We start from the raw sequence: 17,949 nt of genomic DNA, 5'->3' as shown, positions 1-17,949 counted from the left end.
CGGTTGTCTTCGGTCCTGGTGGTCGTCAGCTCGCTGTGAGGCGTACGGGTTCCGTGCCGGCGATGAGGGTGGAGAGGGCCTGGTCGATGTCCTGGCCGAGGTACCAGTCGCCGGTGTGGTCGAGGGTGTAGACGCGGCCGTCGGTGTCGATGGCGACGAGGGAGCGGTTGTCGGTCTCGGCGCCCAGGGGGCAGACCTCGGTGCCGAGGGCGCGGCCGAGGTCGCCGAGGGTGCGGGCCATGTGGAGGCCGTGCAGCGGGTCGAGGTGCAGGGTGGCGGGGGCTACCTGGCGGCCGGGGCCGGTGGGGGCGATGTGGAGTCCGCCGAATTCGGCCCAGGCCTCGACGGCGGCGGGGAAGACGGTGTGCCGGTGGCCCGCGGGTGAGGCGTGGTCGCGCAGGGCGTCGGCCCAGTACTCGGCCTGCTTGATGTCCCAGCGTCCGGGTTGCCAGCCGGCGGCGCGCAGGGCGGCGTCGGCGGGTACGGCGAAGCGGGTGGAGGAGGTGCGGTCGGTGTGCATCTGCGCTTCGTCTCGTCGAGGTCGTGGGAGTGGCGGGCGCTGGGTGTCGGGGCGGGTGTCAGTCGTTCTGGGATGCGGGGTCGACTATGCGGACCCCGAAGTGGGCGCTGAGGGCGGTGCAGGCGCGGCAGGGGGTGGCGAAGGTGCCGTGGAGGGGGTCGCCGTCCTCGCGGATGTGCCGGGCGGTGAGTTTGGCCTGCTTGAGGGCTTTGCGGGCCTCGCCGTTGGTCATGGGTTTTCGTGCGGCGCGTTTGCTGCGCGCGGTGTCGGCCGCCGCGATGTGCCGGGAGATGAGGATGGTTTCGGCGCAGCGGCCGGTGAAGCGGTCGCGCTGGGCGCTGGTGAGGGTGTCCAGGAAGTCCTGGACGAGGGGGTGCAGTCCCGGGGGTGTGTCGCCGCGGGCGGCGGTGCCGGTGAGGGTGGCGCCGCGGACGGAGAGGGCGGCGGCGACGGTGGGGAGGATGCCGTCGCGGCGGTGGTGGAGGGCGGGGATGTGGGCCGCTTCGGTGGCGCTCCAGCCGATGCGGGGATCACCGTTGCGGGGGTCGCCGGCCCGCGGGTCGCCGTTGTGGGGGTCGCCGCCTCTTGGGCCGCCGTGGCGCGGGTCGCCGTGCCGGGGATCGCCGTTTCGTGGGTCGGCTGACCTGCCGGTGTGTGGTCCCGTCTGTGTCGCGTTCATGATCGTCTTCCCCTCCGTGCATCCCCCCGGGGGTCACAGACTGCCAAATGCCGTGGCTGGTGCGGAAGCTGGGGCGCGGCGACACGCCCGTTCCGGGGTGTGTCGTCACGGTGGGGTGACGGCTGGTCACGGAGGCGGAGGGGCCGCTGACCGGTGCCGGTGACCGGTGTCGTCGTACCGCATAGGCTGTCGGCACCGCGGGCGATGCGGTGATCCGTTCGGAGATCGATGCAGTGAACCGGAGGGTGATCCGCGGGGCCGGCGCATGCAGGGAAGTGCAGGGAACTGCAGAGAAGTCGAGACGGACAGTCGAGACAGACAGACGTGACAGTCGATACGGGTCGTAGTGCGCCATAGGCGGTCAATACGGTTCGTACAGAGTGCCGCAGGGGGCAACCGCCATGACGACAGGTCGGCTCGGGCAGCAAGCCGCGCCGCCGAACGCGGCCTACGCCGGGCAGGTCGTGCAATTCCCGGACCCGGTCCGGGCGGCCCGTCACCCGAGAGGGGTACGGGTCGACGAGCGTGGCTACCCCGACTTCTCGCCCTACGCGCGCGCGGTCGCGGAGATCGCGGAGCCGCCGGAGGGCTTCGGTGTCGACGAGTTGCGGCTGACGGACTACGTGTCGGCGAACAGCGCGCTGTCGGCGTCCGGGCACGAGTTGTGGGACACGGTGCCCGCGGTGGCGACGCCGCACGGCTGGACCTGGCACCACGCGGTCGCCTCGCGGCGGCTGGAACTGGTCCCGGTCGAGGTGAAGGCGCTGCTGCGGCATCACGGCGGCATCGCCACGTCGGGTGTCGACCACGGCAAGCGGGGCACGCGGCCGCTCCAGGAGACGCGTCCGGCGCACTTCGGGCTGCCGAAGTCGGGTGTGGCCGTGACGGAGTCGCAGGTGCAGGGCGCCGAGGAGGAGCTCGGCTACCGGCTGCCGGGCGCGTACCGGTCGTTCCTGAAGGCGGCGGGCGGCTGCGCGCCGGTGGGTGCCGCGCTGAACGCGGAGCTGGGGCTGCTGGTCGACCAGCCGTTCTTCACGGTGCGGGACGAGGCCGCGGTCAATGACCTGGTGTACGTCAACAAGTGTCTGCGGGACCATCTGACCAAGGACTACCTGGGCGTCTCCTTCGTCCAGGGCGGGCTGCTCGCCGTGAAGGTGAAGGGCGAGCGGATCGGCTCCGTGTGGTTCTGTTCGTACGACGACGCGCGGGACGTGGATCCCTCGACGCCGCCGGCGGAGCGGGTGGAGCGGCTGCTGCTGCCGTGCGGGGACGACTTCGACGTCTTCCTGTCGCGGCTGGCGGGCAATCCGCCGGAGTTGGAGACGGTGGCGAACCTGATGGTGGACGGCGGGTTCGCGCGTGTGGTGCCGGTGGGTGCGGTGTCGTCCTCGGCTGTGGGGGAGTGACTTCGGCGATGGTGACCTTCGCTCAGGCGCAGGAGCGCGCGGAAGAGTGGATCAACGGCGATCTGCCGTCGTACCAGCATCGTGAGGTGCGGGTGCGGGAGTTCGATCTCGGGTTCGTGGTGTGGGCCGAGGACCGCGCGGACGGGCCCCGTTCGGACGGGGGCGCGCAGCGGCTGGTGATCGCGCGGGACAGCGGCGAGGCGACGCTGTGGCCCGGGCTGCCGGTGGGTGAGGTGATCCGCCGGTACGAGGAGGAGTACGGCCGTCCGGACGCGGTGGACGAGCCGGCGCCGGCGCCTCCGGCGCGGGTGGATCTGAACCAGACGTCCTTCCTGCTGACTCCGCCGGAGTGGTTGCAGGATGCGGCGGACAAGCTGGGGATTCCGGATCGGCGGGGGGCCGGGGCGGGGGCTGCCGCTGCTGCCTCTGCTGGTGATTCCGCTGGTGATTCCGCTTCCGGGAGTGGCGCGTCGTGGCCGGCGGCCGGGGGGAGCGACTCGGACGCCTCCGGTGCTCCGGGTGCTTCCGGTGTTCCTGGTGTTCCGGCTGGTCCGGTGGCTCCGGCCGTGCCTGCCGGGGCGACGCCCTGGGCCGGTACGGACACCAACGGCGATGGCGGTGACGATCGTTCCGTTCCGCTGCCCGCGACGGTCTTCGCGCCGCCGCTGAGCGAGGCCGGCGACGACACGCCGCCGCCCGCGACGCCATCCGACGCCAAGACGGCGCTGATCGCGGGCGGGAGCCAGCTTCCGCGGACCGCGGTCACGCCGGCGGTGGACGGGGCTGTGGCGGACGGGTCTGTGGCGGACGGGCGTCCGGTGGACGGGCCGCACGCGCAGGGTGCCGCTCCCGGCATGCCGGGTACGCCGCCGCAAGGAGTGCCGGGTACGCCGCCCGCCGGTGTGCCGCAGGGCAGTACGCCTCCGCCCGCGCCGGGCGGGCAGCCGTACGGCTATCCGCAGCCGCCGGCCGGGCCGGGTGCGCCCGAGCGGCCGCTCGCGCCGAACGCCGGGGACATCGCGGACGCCGCGACCAGCAAGGCGACTCCGCCGCCGGGGCGTGGCCGGGGCACGGGTCCGACCACGCCGCCTCCGCCGGGCGCACCGGGTACGCCGGGTGCGCGCCCGGGTGATACGCCTGCGCCTCCGCCGTCGGGGCCCGGTGCGCCGGGGACTCCGGCAGGTGGGTATGTGCCGACGCAGATGGTGTCGGCGCTTGGTCCTGAGGGGCCCGGCAGTCCCGGCAGTCCCGGTGGTGCCGGTGGTGCCGGGGGTTCTTCGGGGGCCGGGATGCCGACGGGCCCGGGTGCGCCGCTGCCTCCGCAGCAGCCGCCGGGTGCGCCGCAGCCTCCTGGTGCCCCTGGTGGCACGCCCCCGGGCGGTGTCCACCATGCCGCCACGATGTTCGCCGATCCTGCTCGGCCGGGCCCGGGTGCGCCACAGCCGCCTCAGCCTCCGGGGCCTCCTGGTGCGCCGGGTGTGCCTCAGCCTCCGGGGCCGCCTGGTGTGCCTGGTGCCCCCCAGCCTCCGGGGGCTCCGAATCCGCCCGGCGCCGGACCCGTGCACCACGCCGAGACCATGCTGGCCTCGCCGCCCCGGCGGGCGGCCCCGGCGTGCCTCCGCCGCCGCAGGCTCCCGGCGCACCTCCCGCCGCGACGCCGATGCCGCCCGGTGCGATGCCGGGTGCGGTGCCGCCCGGCGCGATGCCCGGTGCGGTGCCGCCGCCCGGCCAGCCCGTCCCCGGGCCGCCGCCGGCGTACGGCTACCCGCAGCCGCCCGCCGGGCAGCCCACGGTCGGTCCCGGCTACCAGGCCGTGTTGCGCTACCGCGCGCAGGACGGTTCCGAGCAGCAGCTGATCCGGCGTTCGGCGCCGGGTACGCCGCACCCGGAGTGGCAGATCTTCCATGAGCTGCGGGCCATGAACGTGCCCCCGGACCAGGTGCTGGAGCTGCACACCGAGCTGGAGTCGTGCGAGTTGCCGGGCGCGTACTGCGCGCGGATGATCCGGGAGCAGTGGCCGCAGGCGCGGATCACGAGCATCGCGCCGTACGGCACCGACCACGCGAGCCGGCAGCAGGGCATGCAGCAGCTGCTGGCCCACCAGGGCGAGTTGCACCAGGTGGCGGACGGCCCGGCGCGTCCGGCGCCGGTGCGTGCTCCGCTGCCGCCGGTGCAGGCGGTTCCGCCGGTTCCGCCGGAGGCCATCGCGCAGGAGCTGGGGGCCGCGTTCGGGCCGGGTGTCTTCCGGTTCGAGCAGGCGGCGGTGTCCCGGCAGGGGGTGCCGCCGGTCGTGGCGCACACGCTGGTGGCTGCCGGTCTGCCGATGGACATGGGCCCGTTCTTCTGGGCGCAGGCGCAGCCGGGCCGGCCCGTTCCGACGCTGGCGGAGCTGGCGGCCGAGCGCGGTGTGCAGCCGGCCTCGGACGCGGGTTCCTATCTGGTGATGGGCAGCGACTTCGGCAAGGCGATCTGCGTGCAGTACGGCACGGCCAACATCGTCGCCGTGCCGGTGGAGGCGGGGCCGGGCGGGGCGCCGGTGCCGCCGCAGTTCGTGAACACCGGGCTGCCGGAGTTCGCGCGCTGTCTGGCGCTGCTCGGGCGGATGTGGCGGCTGCGGTTCGGGCTGAACCAGGAGCAGGCGGGCCGCTGGACCGTCGACTTCCAGGCCCAGCTGGCCGCGCTCGACCCGGCGGCGCTGGGGTCGCCGGAGAGCTGGTGGTCGGTGCTGCTGGAGCAGATGTGGGACGGACTGCTGTGACACATCGCCGCTGACGTGCGGGAAGGGGAGCCGGGTCCGGTCGGTCGTACGACCGGGCCCGGCTTCTTCGTGTCCGGCTGTCACATCTCCTCGTGCCGCTTCGTCAGAAGGGTGACAGCGACGCACCGACACAGGAGGCAGAGATCATGCAGGCACGGATGACGAACCCGGCGTACGTCCTTCCCGGCGCGATGAAGGGCATCGGCACCCTCTTCCAGGCGATCGGGGAGGGTGGTCTGGGGCAGGAACTGGCGGAGATGGTCGGGCTGCGCGCCAGTCAGATCAACGGCTGTGGCGCCTGTGTGCACGGGCACACCGTCAACCTTCGCAAGGCCGGGGTGAGCGAGGAGCGCATCAGCGCCGTCGTGGCCTGGCGTCACGCCCCGTTCTTCTCGGACGCCGAGCGGGCGGCGCTGAAGCTGACGGAGGCCGTCACGCGGCTCGCGGACCTCTCGGAGGAGTCGGTTCCTGACGCGCTGTGGGACGAGGTGGCCGATCACTTCGACGAGAAGGAGCTCTCCGGGCTGATTCTCACCGTCTCGCTCACGAACATGTTCAACCGCATCAACACGACCATCCAGGAGCCTGTCGGCGCCACTTGGGGCTGACGGCCGTACGGTCCGGTCGTGGGCCCGTGACCTCTGTGCGGAGTGTCGCGTTATGAACACTTCTGCCTGATCCACCAAGATGTGCGCGAAATCATCCCGTTTCTTGTGCGGCTTCGCGTCGGTGAGGTGGAGAGGGGTTCCAGGATGAGCAGCGCGTCAGTGTCGCCGCACGGCTTCGTGGCCGGGCGGGGGCGTGGCTACCGTCCCGAGCAGGTGGACAGATACGCGGAGGCCGTCTCCCAGAATCGGGACGCGGCCTGGGAGCGGGCCGCCCGGCTGACGGTGCTCGCCCGGCAGATGGACGCGGAGCTGGCGCTGCTGCGGGAGACCGTGGCGGGGCTCGCTCCGCAGGACTACGAGTCCCTCGGGGAGGGGGCGCGGCGGCTCTTCGCACTCGGCCAGGAGGAGGCCGCGGCCGTGCGGGACAGGGCGCGGGAGGAGGCGCGGCGGCTCGTGGAGGAGGCGCGGGCCTGCGCGGCCGAGGTGTGCGAGTCCGCGCGGGCGGATGCCGACGCCGTACGCGCCGACGCCGACGAACGGGCCCGGCAGCGGCTGCTCGTGGCGAGTGCGGAGGCCGACGAGATCCGTGTCTCGGTCCGTTGCGGGGCGAAGGAACAGCGGGGTGAGGCGCTGGCCGCGCTGCGGGAGATGCGGCAGCGCTCCTTGGGGATGCTCGCCGAGCGGGACAAGGAGCGTGCCGAGCGGTGGGCGGAGGTGGAGCGCGAGGAGGCCACCCGGGTGGAGGAGCTGGACGCGCGCCACGCCGAGGCGGTGGAGCGCGCCGAGCGGGCCTTGTCCGAGGCGGAGCAGGCCCTCGCCGACGCCGGGGAATCGGCGCGGCTCCGGCAGGAGGAGGCGCAGGAGCGTGCCGCGGAGCTGGTCGCCCAGGCCCGGGAGCACGCGGACCGCGTCGAGGAGGAGACGGAGCGGCTGCTGCGCGCCCACGAGGAACAGGGAGAGGACGTGCGGGCCCACATCGACCGCGTGCACGCCAGCCTGGCGGCGTGGGCGGGACCGGCGGGGCCGACGGGGAGTGACACCGGCCGGCGCGCGGCAGGGCAGTGGGTGGGAAGGGGGGCGGGTGGGTGACGCCCCGGCCGCCGCTCGTGTGCGAGACCAGCCGGGGCGCCGCACGGTCGCGGGCGGGTCGCGGGTGGGTGACGCCCCGGCCGCGCTCGTACGCGAGGCCGCCCGGGGCGTCGTACCCGTGCCGTCTCCGGTCAGCGGTCCCTTCGTACCGCGCCGGCGAGGATCCAGCCCTCCACCGCCTCGTACTGGTGGCGTTGTTCCTCCGACTTCCGGCGGCCGGAGGCCATCGTGCCCAGCCAGCCGCAGGCGAAGCCCAGGGGTATGGAGAGCAGGCCCGTGGTGGTGAACGGGAACCAGTTGAAGTCGGCGTCGGGGAAGGCCGACACGGGTGAGCCGGAGACCAGGTTGGTGCCCGGCATCAGCAGCAGGACGGCCAGCGAGCCGCCGATGAGGGTGCTGAGCAGGCCCGTCCGGGTGTAGCGGCGCCAGAAGAGGCTGTAGACCAGCGCGGGCGCGATGGCCGAGGCGCCCAGGCAGAACGACAGCGTCACCAGGGGCTGCAGGCTGCGGTGCTGGACGAGCGTGGCCAGCAGGATCGCCGGGATGCCCACCGCCAGCGCCGAGAGCCGGGCCAGTGTCATCTCGCGGCGCGGTGACATCTCCTGCACCCGGGCCGCGAACACGTCGTGCGCGAGGGAGTTGGCGCAGGCGAGGATCATGCCGGCGACGGAGGCGAGCAGCGTGAGGAAGACGGCCGTGGTGACGGTCGTGAAGAGGAACGTCTCCGCCGTCGACACCTCCGCGCCGAACGCCGCCTGCGAACCCAGCAGATAGGCCGTGTTGCCCTGCGGGTCGACCTGCGCGATCGCCGCCCGGCCGACCAGCGCGGTCGCGCCGAAGCCGATGACCGTGATGACGAGCACGAACAGGGCCACGCCCGACACCGCCCAGGACATCGAACGCCGCACCTGCCGGGCGCTGGAGGCCGTGTACATGCGCATGGTGACGTGCGGCAGGACACCACCGCCGAGGACCACCGTCAGATGCGCGGTGATCATGTCCAGGCCGGGGCTGGGACCGCCCGCGAACTGCAGGCCGGACGAGAGGAACGCCGAGCCCACGCCGCTGTTGTCGGCGGCCGCGCCGAACAGGGCCCCCGGATCCCAGTCGAACCGGTTCAGGATCAGCAGCGCGACCACCATGCCCGAACCGAGCAGCATCACGATCTTCAGGATCTGGATGAGGGCCGTGCCCTTCATGCCGCCGATCGCCGCGTAACTGATCATCAGCGCGCCCACGCCGATGATGCAGCCCGTCTGCATCGACTCGCCGGAGAAGCCGAGGATGAACGCCATCAGCTGCCCGGTCCCCGCCAGCTGCACCAGCATCAGCGGCACCAGCGCCGCCAGCGTCACCGCACAGGCCGCGATCCGCACGGCGCGTCCCGGCATCCGGCGGGTCAGCGCGTCGCCCATGGTGAACCGGCCCGCGTTGCGCAGCGGTTCCGCCAGCAGGAACATCAGCAGCATCAGCGACAGGGCCGTGCTCAGGGCCAGTACGGTGCCGTCGTAGCCGAAGAGGGCGATCACGCCGCCGGTGCCGAGGACGGTCGCGGCGGAGATGTAGTCGCCGGCGATCGCCAGGCCGTTGCGCATGGGCGACAGGGAGCTGTAGCCGGTGTAGAACTCGTCGAGGTCGTCCCGGTCCGGGCCCGTCATCACGCACAGCAGCAGGGTGATCGTGGCCACCGATGTGAAGCCCACCAGGGACATTGCCTGGGCGTTGCCGCTGAACTCGCTGATCACCGTGCACTCTCCCGCTTGGCGTCCAGTTCGGCCTGTTTGCGTATCCGGTCCGCGATCGGGTCGACGCGGCGCCGGGCCGTCTGCTCGTACAAGGCGATGGCCAGCCACGTCACGGGGACCTGGATGAGCGCGAGCAGCAGGCCGGTGGGCAGGCCGTCGGTGACGGTGCCCGTCATGAACGACGGTGCGAACGCCGACAGGATCAGGAACAGAGTGAAGTAGCCGAGCGCCGTGAGCGTGGCCACCCGCCGCTGCCAGCGGTAGGCGCTGCGCAGGACACGCAGGTCGCTGTGGTGTCCGAGCGCGGTGTGGCGTTGGGGGCGCCGCTCCGGCGGTTCGGGCTGCTGCTGCGGCTGCCAGGGGTAGGTGTCGTAGGAGGGCGAGGATTCGGGTGGGGGATAGGGGTGGGACGGTGACGGGTCGAAGGACATCCCGGTGCTCCTTGCGAGGGTTGGATCCGGTGCGGCGGGCCGCAGGGAGGTGGGGGGCGGGCGGCCACGCACGTTACTTCGGAGTACCGGGGCTGCGCGAGGGTTTGGCCAAACTGATTGGTCGGTATGCGCTTACCTTTTTGACCTTGGGTGTTACCCCCGTTAACTCAGGTTTCGGGTGTCCTCGGCGGGCTACTTGAGATGGATCAGCGCCACGGACGCCGGCACGTCGGTGTGATCGTCGAGCGTCGCGCCGAACGCCAGCCGCCGGTCGGTCCGGCGCGAAACCGAACGCTCCGCGCGCACCGTGAACTTGACCCCGATCCGCCCTCCGGCCGGGACGCGTATACGCGTCGCCTCCCGGCCCTGATCCGTCCGCACGGTCCATCCGTCGCCCACCGGTTGTGCCGCGACCGTCACATGGCGTGCGATGTCGCCGAAGTTGTAGACGTCGACGGTCATCCGCGTACGGCGGCCGAGACGGTAGCCGTGCGGCGGCGGCGCGTCTCCGTCGTCCTTGCCGGGGGCGGCGTCGCGGGCGGAGAAGCGCTGGGCGAGGACGATGTGCTCGGCGGGGGAGAGACGGGCCCTCGGGCGGGAGGCGGGCGGCGGTGAAGTGGCCGGGTTCGCAGGGGCGACGACGTAGAGGGGGTCGCGTGAGGCGGTCACCGGCCGGCCGGTGGGGAGGCGGCGGCCCATCATGTCGTAGGCCGTCCCCCTCACGTATCGGTCCAGGCGCACTGGCCGCCGCGCCCACACCACCGTGACCCGCTCGCCGCGTCCGGTGTCGAAGCCGAAGCCCCGCACTCCGTCCGGCAGCCGGGGGTGGGGCCGGTGAAGTGGGCCGCGCCGAGCAGCGAGGTCAGGGCCGCGAACGCGCTGTAGGCGGGCAGGGGCCGGAAGTCGCGGTCGAGCAGGCCGAAGTAGACGCCGTCGTCGTGCAGCGGCGGTCCGGCGAACCAGAACTGCCGGTCGTTCCCCGCTGCCAGGCCCTCCACCGTCGAGCGCACCACGTACCGGGCCTGCGCGATCTCCTGCCCGGGTGTCAGGTCCTGCCCCGGGCGTGCCTTCTGGAACGCGCCGCACTCGGTCATCCACAGCGGTGTGTCCGCCTGGTGCCGGCGGGCCAGCTCGTGCTGTTCGTCCGCGGCGCCCGGGAAGCTCGGTTCGCCCGGTTCGGTGGGGTCCGGGTAGCCGTGGAAGGCCCATACGTCGGCGTACCGCAGTACGTCGTTGGCGAGCATCAGGTCCTGGAAGGGGCCGGTCTGCGCGATGCCCGGCAGGACGATCAGGCAGGGCTCGGGCGCCGCGTCCCCGATGCCGAGCGCGGCGGCCTTCACGAACGCGGCGTGGGCGTCGCCGGTGCTGCGGGTGGTGTCGACGTCCGGTTCGTTCGACAACTGGAGGGCCTCGGGGGCGGCCGCGGCCAGGTGGCGGGCGTAGCGGTAGGCGTGCCTGAGGTCCGCCGGGAGAGGCAGCGAGGCGTCGGTCATGGCCCACTCGGGGGCGGGGGAGATCACGTCGAGGACGGCCAGGCCGTGGGCGCGCAGGGTGCGGGTGCGGCGGTCGTGCTGTGCCGTGTCGTAGTCGCCGGGCGCCGGTTCGGCGGCGGGCCAGGACTGGCCGTCCCGCACCCAGCCGGCTCCCATGTCCCGCAGGGCGGCGGCGAAGTCCGCGAGCCGGGCCGGCGGGACGAGGGAGGACGCCCAGACGTTCACGCCGAAGCGGCTGGCGGGGCCGGTGAGCGCGGGGCGTGCCGGCAGACGCGCGAACCGGCCCGTCACGCCGTCCGCCCTCACGAGGTAGTGGCCCGGGGGCAGATCGGGGAGCGTGACGGTGGCGCTCGTGTCGCCGGCGGCGATGGTGGCCCGGCCGGTGGTGACTTGGCGGCCGTGGTGGTCGCTGACGGCGTACCGCACGCGGTACGGGTGTGTGGTGTGCCCGTCGAGGGCCAGGCGCAGCCGGGCCGGTTCCCCCTCGCGGTGCCGGGGGACCGACAGCTCGCGCAGGGCCGGGTGCCCCCGCAGGCGGCGCAGGGTGAAGCGGTCCAGGGTGAGGACGAACGCGGTCGTGTCGTCGAGGAGGGCCGGTTCGGTGACGCGGAAGGTGAGCGTGTCGGTGCCGCCTCGCAGTTCGACCACGCCCAAATCCAGGACGGACAGGTCGCCCCAGGCCGGCGGCGACTCGTACCAGTGCGGTTGCGAGCGGGCGATCTCGGTGAACGGGCCGTCGTTCACGGACAGGTGCGGGTAGGAGGCGACGGCTTCCGTGTGCGGAGTCTCGACCGGTGCCGTGGCCACGGCCGTCAGTGCGTACACCCCGGCCCGCGGGACCCGCACGGTGTACGTCGCGTACCAGCCGGTGCGGGCCGGGGGCTTCTCTGCCGTCCGTAACCCCAGATATCGCCCTCCGGAAGCCCTGCGGTCCCGGCGGACGGGGATGTTCGTCCGCACCGCCGCCTCGGCCTGCACCGTCACTGTCACCGTCGTGGGCGTGGCCGCCGAGGCGGTGCTGCCGCCTGTCGAAGTGCTGCCGCCGTCTGCCGAGGCGGTGGCGCCGCTCGCCGCCGCCACCGCTCCGAGTCCCGCTGCCATCGCCGTGCGCCTGTTGAAGTCCATGCCACCAGCAGACACGCACCGTCCATCGCCGCGCGTCACCCGCAAGAGTGCCCGGCCCCGGAAACGGGTCGGGGTCGCGCCCTAGGGGGTCTCGGGGGCGCCGTCGAGGTGCCGGAGTACGTAGCGGACTCCCGGGCGGCCGCCGACGGTTGTCTCCTCCACCCGCGTGAATCCGTTGCGGGCCAGGACGGTCATGGAGGCCGGGTTGTCCAGTGTCGTCCTCGCGGTGAGGGACGTCAGCCCGTAGTCGGTGGCGGCCAGGCGGCACACCTGCGCGACGGCCGCCGTCGCCACGCCCCGGCCCGCGGTCTGTTCGCCGATGCGATAGCCGAGTTCGGCGCTGCCGTCCACCAGATCCATCAGGTTCACCCGGCCTATCAGGTTCCCCTCCTCCGACAGGACGACATGGAAGCGGCACACGCGCGCGTGCTGCTCCGCCAGGAGCGACCGGAGGCGTTCGGCGAACCCCGCCGGAGTGAAGAAGACGTCCCCGCGGTCCGGCACCGTGCGGGCGAAGTACGCGCGGTTCTCCCGCTCGAAGGCCAGCAGCGCGTCGGCGTGATCGGCTCGAAGCCGTTCCAAGGTCACCATGGGCGGGAGGATACGGACGCTCAGTCCTTGAGTACCGGGAATTTCCGGGGCGCGAGGAACAGCAGCACCAGGAACGCCAGTGCCGCCGCGCACGAGGCGCCCAGGTAGACGGCGTGCACCGCGTCGGCGATCGCCCGCCGGGTCGCCTCCGGCGCGCTGCCCGAGTTCAATGCCCGGGTCACCGAGTCGAGGTCGCTCGCGCCGCCGAGCCTGGCGGCCAGCACCCCGTTCGCGACCGCGCCGAAGAGAGCCGCGCCGATCGTCTGGCCGGTCTGGCGGCAGAAGAGCACGGATGCGGTCGTCGTACCGCGCTCCGCCCAGCCCACCGTCGACTGCACCCCGACGATGAGCGGCAGCTGGAAGAGGCCCAGCGCGGCGCCGAGCAGCAGCATCAGCAGCGTCGGCTGCCAGGCCTGCCCCGGGTAGGGGAGGAACGGGAAGGCGAACAGGATCAGTGCCGCCGCTCCGATACCCAGCATCGCGGTGTTGCGGAAGCCGATCCTGCGGTACACGTGCTGGCTCAGGGCCGCCGATATGGGCCAGCTCAACGTCCATACGGAGAGCACGAATCCGGCGGCCACGGGCGCCAGGCCCAGCACCCCCTGGGCGTAGGTGGGCAGGAACACCGTCGGCGCGACCATCAGCAGGCCCAGCGCGCCCAGGGCGAGATTGACCGCGGCGATCGTGCGGCGCCGCCACACCCAGCCCGGGATGATCGGCTCCGCGGCCCGCCGCTCCACCAGCACCACCACCGCGACCAGGGCGAGTCCCGCACCGAACAGGGCGAGCGAGGGCGCCGACAGCCACGGCCAGGCCACTCCGCCCTGCACCAGGGCCGCGAGCAGGACACCGCCGCAGGCGAACACCGCGAGCGCGCCCGCCCAGTCCACGCGCGCGTGGGCAACGGTTTCCCGCTCCGGCTCGTGCAGATGACGCACGATCAGCCACAGCGCGACCGCGCCGATCGGCAGATTGACCAGGAAGATCCACCGCCAGTCCGCGTACGCGGCGAGCACCCCGCCGAGGCCCGGCCCGGCGACCGCGGACACCGCCCACACCGTGGAGAGCTTCGACTGGATCTTGGGGCGGTCCTTCAGCGGGTACAGGTCGGCGGCGAGCGTCTGCACCGTGCCCTGGAGGGCGCCGCCGCCCAGGCCCTGCACGACGCGGAAGGCGATGAGCGCCTCCATGTTCCAGGCCAGAGCGCACAGCAGGGATCCGAGGAGGAAGACCACCGAGCCCACGACGAGGACCGGTTTGCGGCCGAAGGTGTCGGAGAGCTTGCCGTAGACGGGCAGGGTGACGGTCACGGCCAGCAGATAGCCGGAGAACAGCCAGGAGAAGACGGAGAATCCGCCGAGGTCCCCGACGATCTGCGGCACGGCGGTCGAGACGATGGTGGAGTCGAGCGCCGCCAGCGCCATCGAGAGCATCAGCGCGGCGACGACGGCTCCGCGCCGGTCGGTCTCGGCGGGGCGCGCTGCCTCCCGCGCCGCGGAACTGGTGCTTCCCACCCACGTGCCTCCCCTTCGCCGACCTGCCTGCCCCTTGCACCTATCTGTCGCCCGACAGCTTCCCACTTGACCCTGACGTCGCGGGAGGGTGGAGCCTGAACGGGCCGTCGGGTGGAGCGAACCCTGAGACGGTCTCCACCCTTCGGTGGACTGCCCCTAGGGGTACCTCCGTACTACGACCTGGGGAGGGTTCGTACCGGCGGAGGACGAGACGTGCGGGGGTCCGTCCTTAACCTGGCTTTACGCCGTCGGGGGGCGGTGTTCCACACCGGCGGGGTGGGGTTTTCCACAGTAGGAAGACGGCGCTCAACACCAGGGCGCGGGACCCCTCCCCGCCGAAAGACTTGAGGCACATCACCATCTGCCGACCGATATTGCTGACCGACATAGGAGATATACCGTGACATCGGCTGTAACCATTCCCAGGCACGGGGGTACTGGCGGGCGTACGGCCGTTGCCGCACGGGCGCGGCAGGTCGTGAAGGCGTACGGATCCGGGGAGACCCGGGTCGTCGCCCTCGACCATGTCGACGTGGACATCGCACGCGGCCAGTTCACCGCGATCATGGGCCCCTCGGGGTCCGGCAAGTCCACGCTCATGCACTGCCTGGCCGGGCTCGACACCGTCACCAGCGGCCAGATCTACCTCGACGAGACCGAGATCACCGGCCTGAAGGACAAGAAGCTCACGCAACTGCGCCGGGACCGGATCGGGTTCATCTTCCAGGCGTTCAACCTGCTGCCGACGCTGAACGCGATAGAGAACATCACGCTGCCCATGGACATCGCCGGCCGCAAGCCGGACAAGGAGTGGCTCGGGCGGGTCGTGGAGACCGTCGGGCTCTCCGACCGTCTCAAGCACCGGCCCACTCAGCTCTCCGGCGGCCAGCAGCAGCGCGTCGCCGTGGCACGGGCGCTGGCGGCCCGGCCCGAGATCATCTTCGGGGACGAGCCGACCGGAAACCTCGACTCGCGCGCGGGCGCCGAGGTGCTCGGCTTCCTGCGCCGCTCCGTCGACGAGCTGGGCCAGACCATTGTGATGGTCACCCACGACCCGGTCGCCGCCAGTTACGCGGACCGCGTCCTGTACCTCGCCGACGGCCGGATCGTCGACGAGATGTTCAAGCCGACCGCGGACGCCGTCCTCGACCGCATGAAGGACTTCGACGCCCGGGGGCGTACGTCATGACCGTCATGAAGACCTCGATGCGCAACTTCCTCGCGCACAAGGGCCGCATGGCACTGTCGGCGATCGCCGTCCTGCTGTCGGTGGCGTTCGTCTGCGGGACGCTCGTCTTCACGGACACCATGTCGACCACGTTCGACAAGCTCTTCGCGGCCACCTCCTCGGATGTGACGGTGAGCCCCAAGGGCGCCTCCGACAGCGGGGAGACGACCGCCGACAACGGCAAGCCGCCGGTCATGCCGGCCGCCGTGCTCGCCGAGGTACGCGAGGCAGACGGCGTGAAGTCCGCCGAGGGCGCGGTGTTCTCCACCTCGGTGACCGTCGTCGACGCCGACAAGGACAACCTGTCGCCCTCCAGCGGCGCTCCGACCATCGTCGGCGGCTGGAACGACAACGAAGCCCGCACCATGAAGATCACCTCCGGTGCGGCACCCAAGAGCGCCGACCAGATCATGGTCGACGCCGACACCGCCGACAAGCACGGCCTGAAGCTCGGCGACCCGATCGGCGTGATCAGCGCGACGGGCACCCACACCGCGAAGATCTCCGGCATCGCCGACTTCACCGTCACCAACCCCGGTGCCGCGATCTTCTACCTCGACACCAAGACCGCCCAGCAGACCCTGATCGGCGAGGGCGGCGTCTACACCAACGTCAACGTCACCGCGGCCGCCGGCGTCAGCGACGCGCAGCTGAAGAAGAACGTCGCGGCCGTGCTCGGCGGCGACTTCCAGGTGAAGACCGCCAAGGAGACCGCCGACGCCAACCAGAAGGACGTCGCGGGCTTCATGAACGTCATGAAGTACGCGATGCTCGGCTTCGCCGGGATCGCCTTCCTCGTCGGCATCTTCCTGATCATCAACACCTTCTCCATGCTGGTCGCCCAGCGCACCAGGGAGATCGGTCTGATGCGGGCGATCGGCTCCTCCCGCAAGCAGGTCAACCGCTCGGTGCTGGCCGAGGCGCTGCTGCTCGGCGTCGTCGGCTCGGTGCTCGGCGTGGCCGCGGGCGTCGGCCTCGCGATCGGCCTGATGAAGCTCATGGGCCAGATGGGCATGGAGCTGTCCACCGACGACCTGACGGTGGCCTGGACGACCCCGGTGGTCGGACTGGTCCTCGGCGTGATCGTCACCGTCCTGGCCGCCTATCTGCCGGCCCGGCGCGCCGGCAAGATCTCCCCGATGGCCGCGCTGCGCGACGCGGGCGCCCCCGCGGACGCCAAGGCCGGCTGGATCCGCGCCGCGATCGGCACCGTCCTCACCGGCGGTGGCGCCTTCGGCCTGTATCTGGCGGCGGCGGCCGACCAGGCCAAGGAGGGCTCGCTGTGGCTCGGCCTCGGCGTGGTGCTGTCGCTGATCGGCTTCGTCGTCATCGGCCCGCTGCTCGCCGGCGGAGTGGTCCGGGTCCTCGGCGCCGTCCTGCTGCGCATGTTCGGCCCCGTGGGTCGCATGGCCGAGCGCAACGCCCTGCGCAACCCGCGCCGCACCGGCGCGACCGGTGCCGCGCTGATGATCGGCCTCGCCCTGGTGGCGTGCCTGTCCGTGGTCGGCTCCTCCATGGTGGCGTCCGCCACCGACCAGCTCGACAAGACCGTCGGCACGGACTTCATCATCCAGTCCGACAACGGCCAGCTGATCACCCCGCAGGCGGTCAAGGCCGCGAAGTCCGCGTCGGACGTGGAGCGGGTCACCGAGTACAAGTGGACCCAGGCCGACTTCACCACCCCCGACGGCAAGACGCTCAAGGACACGGCGATCACGGCCGCCGACCCGTCGTACGCGACCGACCTGCGCACCGAGACGGTCGCCGGCAAGCTCCCCGACGCCTACAAGCCCGACTCGATGTCCGTCCACGAGAAGTTCGCCAAGGACCACGGCATCAGCCTCGGCTCCAAGATCTCCGTGGCCTTCAAGGACGGCCGTACGGCCGACCTGACGGTCCGGGCGATCACCAGCAGTGACGTCGTGATCGACGCGGGCGCGATGTACACGTCCATCTCGACGATGGCCAAGTACGTCCCGGCCGACAAGATGCCGCTGGACTCGCTGCTCTTCGTCAGCGCCAAGGACGGGCAGCAGGACGCCGCCTACACGTCCCTGAAGTCGTCCATGCACGACTACCCGCAGTACACCGTGCGCGACCAGACCGACTACAAGGAAGCCCTCAAGGACCAGATCGGCCAGCTGCTCAACATGATCTACGGCCTGCTGGCCCTGGCGATCATCGTCGCCATCCTGGGCGTGGTGAACACCCTGGCCCTGTCGGTGGTGGAGCGCACCAGGGAGATCGGCCTGATGCGGGCGATCGGCCTGTCCCGCCGCCAGCTGCGCCGCATGATCCGCATGGAGTCCGTCGTCATCGCCCTCTTCGGCGCCCTCCTGGGCCTCGGCCTCGGCATGGGCTGGGGTGCCACCGCGCAGCAGCTGCTCGCGCTGGAGGGCCTGATGGTCCTGGAGATCCCCTGGCCGACGATCATCGGTGTCTTCGTCAGCTCGGCGTTCGTGGGACTGTTCGCCGCACTGATCCCGGCGTTCCGGGCGGGCCGGATGAACGTCCTGAACGCGATCGCGACGGAGTAGTAGTTCGGTCTCACCGAGAACCACCGCACACGGGGGTTGCGGGGGACGGGCCCGCCCTGGAGGTTTTCCGCCTCCGGGGCGGGCCCGCGTCATTCTCCGGCCGCCGGGACGGGCGTTATCCACAGGCCCGCCGCGCGGGCGCACATCGTCGTACGCTGGAGACCCCCCGGCCCGCGGCGCGCGTCGGGCCAGTCGTGTTGCCCACCCCTGGACGGAAAAGACCCG

At 72.1% G+C, this 17,949-nt stretch carries 13 protein-coding genes and 1 pseudogene; 6 read left to right on the top strand and 8 right to left on the bottom strand.

Going from position 1 to position 17,949, the window contains the following annotated elements; all coding sequences use genetic code 11:
• Window positions 1-25: 25 nt before the first annotated feature.
• Together ACQEV8_RS17795 and ACQEV8_RS17790 are read right to left on the bottom strand one after the other, a co-directional pair.
• On the bottom strand, window positions 26-520 hold the full coding sequence (locus tag ACQEV8_RS17795; protein WP_432961266.1) for an SUKH-3 domain-containing protein: 495 nt from the start codon (window positions 518-520) through the stop codon (window positions 26-28).
• 58 nt (window positions 521-578) lie between these two features.
• Window positions 579-1,199, bottom strand: a complete 621-nt coding sequence (locus ACQEV8_RS17790) for a YwqJ-related putative deaminase (RefSeq protein ID WP_432961264.1) — start codon at window positions 1,197-1,199, stop codon at window positions 579-581.
• Window positions 1,200-1,600: 401 nt separating this feature from the next.
• Here ACQEV8_RS17790 and ACQEV8_RS17785 point away from each other — a divergent pair, with 401 nt between their 5' ends.
• The 4 genes and pseudogenes from ACQEV8_RS17785 (at window position 1,601) to ACQEV8_RS17770 (ending at window position 7,060) form a co-directional block, all read left to right on the top strand.
• Complete coding sequence (locus tag ACQEV8_RS17785) at window positions 1,601-2,605, top strand: SMI1/KNR4 family protein (protein ID WP_432961262.1); 1,005 nt, start codon at window positions 1,601-1,603, stop codon at window positions 2,603-2,605.
• A gap of 8 nt (window positions 2,606-2,613) precedes the next feature.
• Window positions 2,614-5,363: pseudogene (locus ACQEV8_RS17780) on the top strand (SUKH-4 family immunity protein).
• 146 nt (window positions 5,364-5,509) lie between these two features.
• Window positions 5,510-5,971, top strand: coding sequence for a carboxymuconolactone decarboxylase family protein (locus tag ACQEV8_RS17775; RefSeq protein WP_432961260.1), 462 nt, complete (start codon window positions 5,510-5,512; stop codon window positions 5,969-5,971).
• 144 nt (window positions 5,972-6,115) lie between these two features.
• The gene (locus tag ACQEV8_RS17770) at window positions 6,116-7,060 is read left to right on the top strand and encodes a cellulose-binding protein (RefSeq protein WP_432961257.1); all 945 of its coding nucleotides are present in this window, start codon (window positions 6,116-6,118) and stop codon (window positions 7,058-7,060) included.
• A gap of 131 nt (window positions 7,061-7,191) precedes the next feature.
• Here ACQEV8_RS17770 and ACQEV8_RS17765 read toward each other — a convergent pair whose 3' ends face one another.
• The 6 genes from ACQEV8_RS17765 to ACQEV8_RS17740 all read right to left on the bottom strand — a co-directional run bounded on the left by ACQEV8_RS17765 (window position 7,192) and on the right by ACQEV8_RS17740 (window position 13,959).
• Complete coding sequence (locus ACQEV8_RS17765) at window positions 7,192-8,772, bottom strand: cation acetate symporter (protein ID WP_432972764.1); 1,581 nt, start codon at window positions 8,770-8,772, stop codon at window positions 7,192-7,194.
• Window positions 8,773-8,801: 29 nt separating this feature from the next.
• Window positions 8,802-9,236: a DUF485 domain-containing protein gene (locus ACQEV8_RS17760; RefSeq protein WP_432961255.1), complete on the bottom strand. Its 435-nt coding sequence runs from the start codon at window positions 9,234-9,236 to the stop codon at window positions 8,802-8,804.
• A gap of 192 nt (window positions 9,237-9,428) precedes the next feature.
• Entirely contained in the window at window positions 9,429-9,959 is a 531-nt protein-coding gene (locus ACQEV8_RS17755) for a hypothetical protein (RefSeq protein ID WP_432961252.1), read from the bottom strand.
• Window positions 9,956-11,854: a hypothetical protein gene (locus tag ACQEV8_RS17750; protein WP_432961249.1), complete on the bottom strand. Its 1,899-nt coding sequence runs from the start codon at window positions 11,852-11,854 to the stop codon at window positions 9,956-9,958. The genes ACQEV8_RS17755 and ACQEV8_RS17750 overlap by 4 nt, the downstream gene beginning before the upstream one ends.
• 81 nt (window positions 11,855-11,935) lie before the next feature.
• Window positions 11,936-12,445, bottom strand: a complete 510-nt coding sequence (locus ACQEV8_RS17745) for a GNAT family N-acetyltransferase (RefSeq protein WP_432961247.1) — start codon at window positions 12,443-12,445, stop codon at window positions 11,936-11,938.
• Between the two features lie 20 nt (window positions 12,446-12,465).
• On the bottom strand, window positions 12,466-13,959 hold the full coding sequence (locus ACQEV8_RS17740) for an MFS transporter (protein ID WP_432961241.1): 1,494 nt from the start codon (window positions 13,957-13,959) through the stop codon (window positions 12,466-12,468).
• A 400-nt stretch (window positions 13,960-14,359) separates the two neighbouring features.
• Here ACQEV8_RS17740 and ACQEV8_RS17735 point away from each other — a divergent pair, with 400 nt between their 5' ends.
• The gene (locus ACQEV8_RS17735; protein ID WP_432961239.1) at window positions 14,360-15,148 is read left to right on the top strand and encodes an ABC transporter ATP-binding protein; all 789 of its coding nucleotides are present in this window, start codon (window positions 14,360-14,362) and stop codon (window positions 15,146-15,148) included.
• The gene (locus tag ACQEV8_RS17730) at window positions 15,145-17,724 is read left to right on the top strand and encodes an ABC transporter permease (protein WP_432961237.1); all 2,580 of its coding nucleotides are present in this window, start codon (window positions 15,145-15,147) and stop codon (window positions 17,722-17,724) included. The genes ACQEV8_RS17735 and ACQEV8_RS17730 overlap by 4 nt, the downstream gene beginning before the upstream one ends.
• Window positions 17,725-17,949 lie beyond the last annotated feature (225 nt).

This window comes from Streptomyces sp. CA-179760, from assembly GCF_050937045.1.
Classification (GTDB): domain Bacteria; phylum Actinomycetota; class Actinomycetes; order Streptomycetales; family Streptomycetaceae; genus Streptomyces.
The sequence above is the reverse complement of the archived record's forward strand: the minus strand, read 5'-3'. Positions and strand labels throughout refer to the sequence as shown.

What these genes read in the sequence shown, in the direction of transcription:
- ACQEV8_RS17795 (WP_432961266.1), bottom strand. Translation starts at nt 520, where the DNA reads ATGCACACCGACCGCACCTCCTCCACCCGCTTCGCCGTACCCGCCGAC.
- ACQEV8_RS17790 (WP_432961264.1), bottom strand. Translation starts at nt 1,199, where the DNA reads ATGAACGCGACACAGACGGGACCACACACCGGCAGGTCAGCCGACCCA.
- ACQEV8_RS17785 (WP_432961262.1), top strand. Translation starts at nt 1,601, where the DNA reads ATGACGACAGGTCGGCTCGGGCAGCAAGCCGCGCCGCCGAACGCGGCC.
- ACQEV8_RS17775 (WP_432961260.1), top strand. Translation starts at nt 5,510, where the DNA reads ATGCAGGCACGGATGACGAACCCGGCGTACGTCCTTCCCGGCGCGATG.
- ACQEV8_RS17770 (WP_432961257.1), top strand. Translation starts at nt 6,116, where the DNA reads ATGAGCAGCGCGTCAGTGTCGCCGCACGGCTTCGTGGCCGGGCGGGGG.
- ACQEV8_RS17765 (WP_432972764.1), bottom strand. Translation starts at nt 8,772, where the DNA reads ATGTCCCTGGTGGGCTTCACATCGGTGGCCACGATCACCCTGCTGCTG.
- ACQEV8_RS17760 (WP_432961255.1), bottom strand. Translation starts at nt 9,236, where the DNA reads ATGTCCTTCGACCCGTCACCGTCCCACCCCTATCCCCCACCCGAATCC.
- ACQEV8_RS17750 (WP_432961249.1), bottom strand. Translation starts at nt 11,854, where the DNA reads ATGGACTTCAACAGGCGCACGGCGATGGCAGCGGGACTCGGAGCGGTG.
- ACQEV8_RS17745 (WP_432961247.1), bottom strand. Translation starts at nt 12,445, where the DNA reads ATGGTGACCTTGGAACGGCTTCGAGCCGATCACGCCGACGCGCTGCTG.
- ACQEV8_RS17730 (WP_432961237.1), top strand. Translation starts at nt 15,145, where the DNA reads ATGACCGTCATGAAGACCTCGATGCGCAACTTCCTCGCGCACAAGGGC.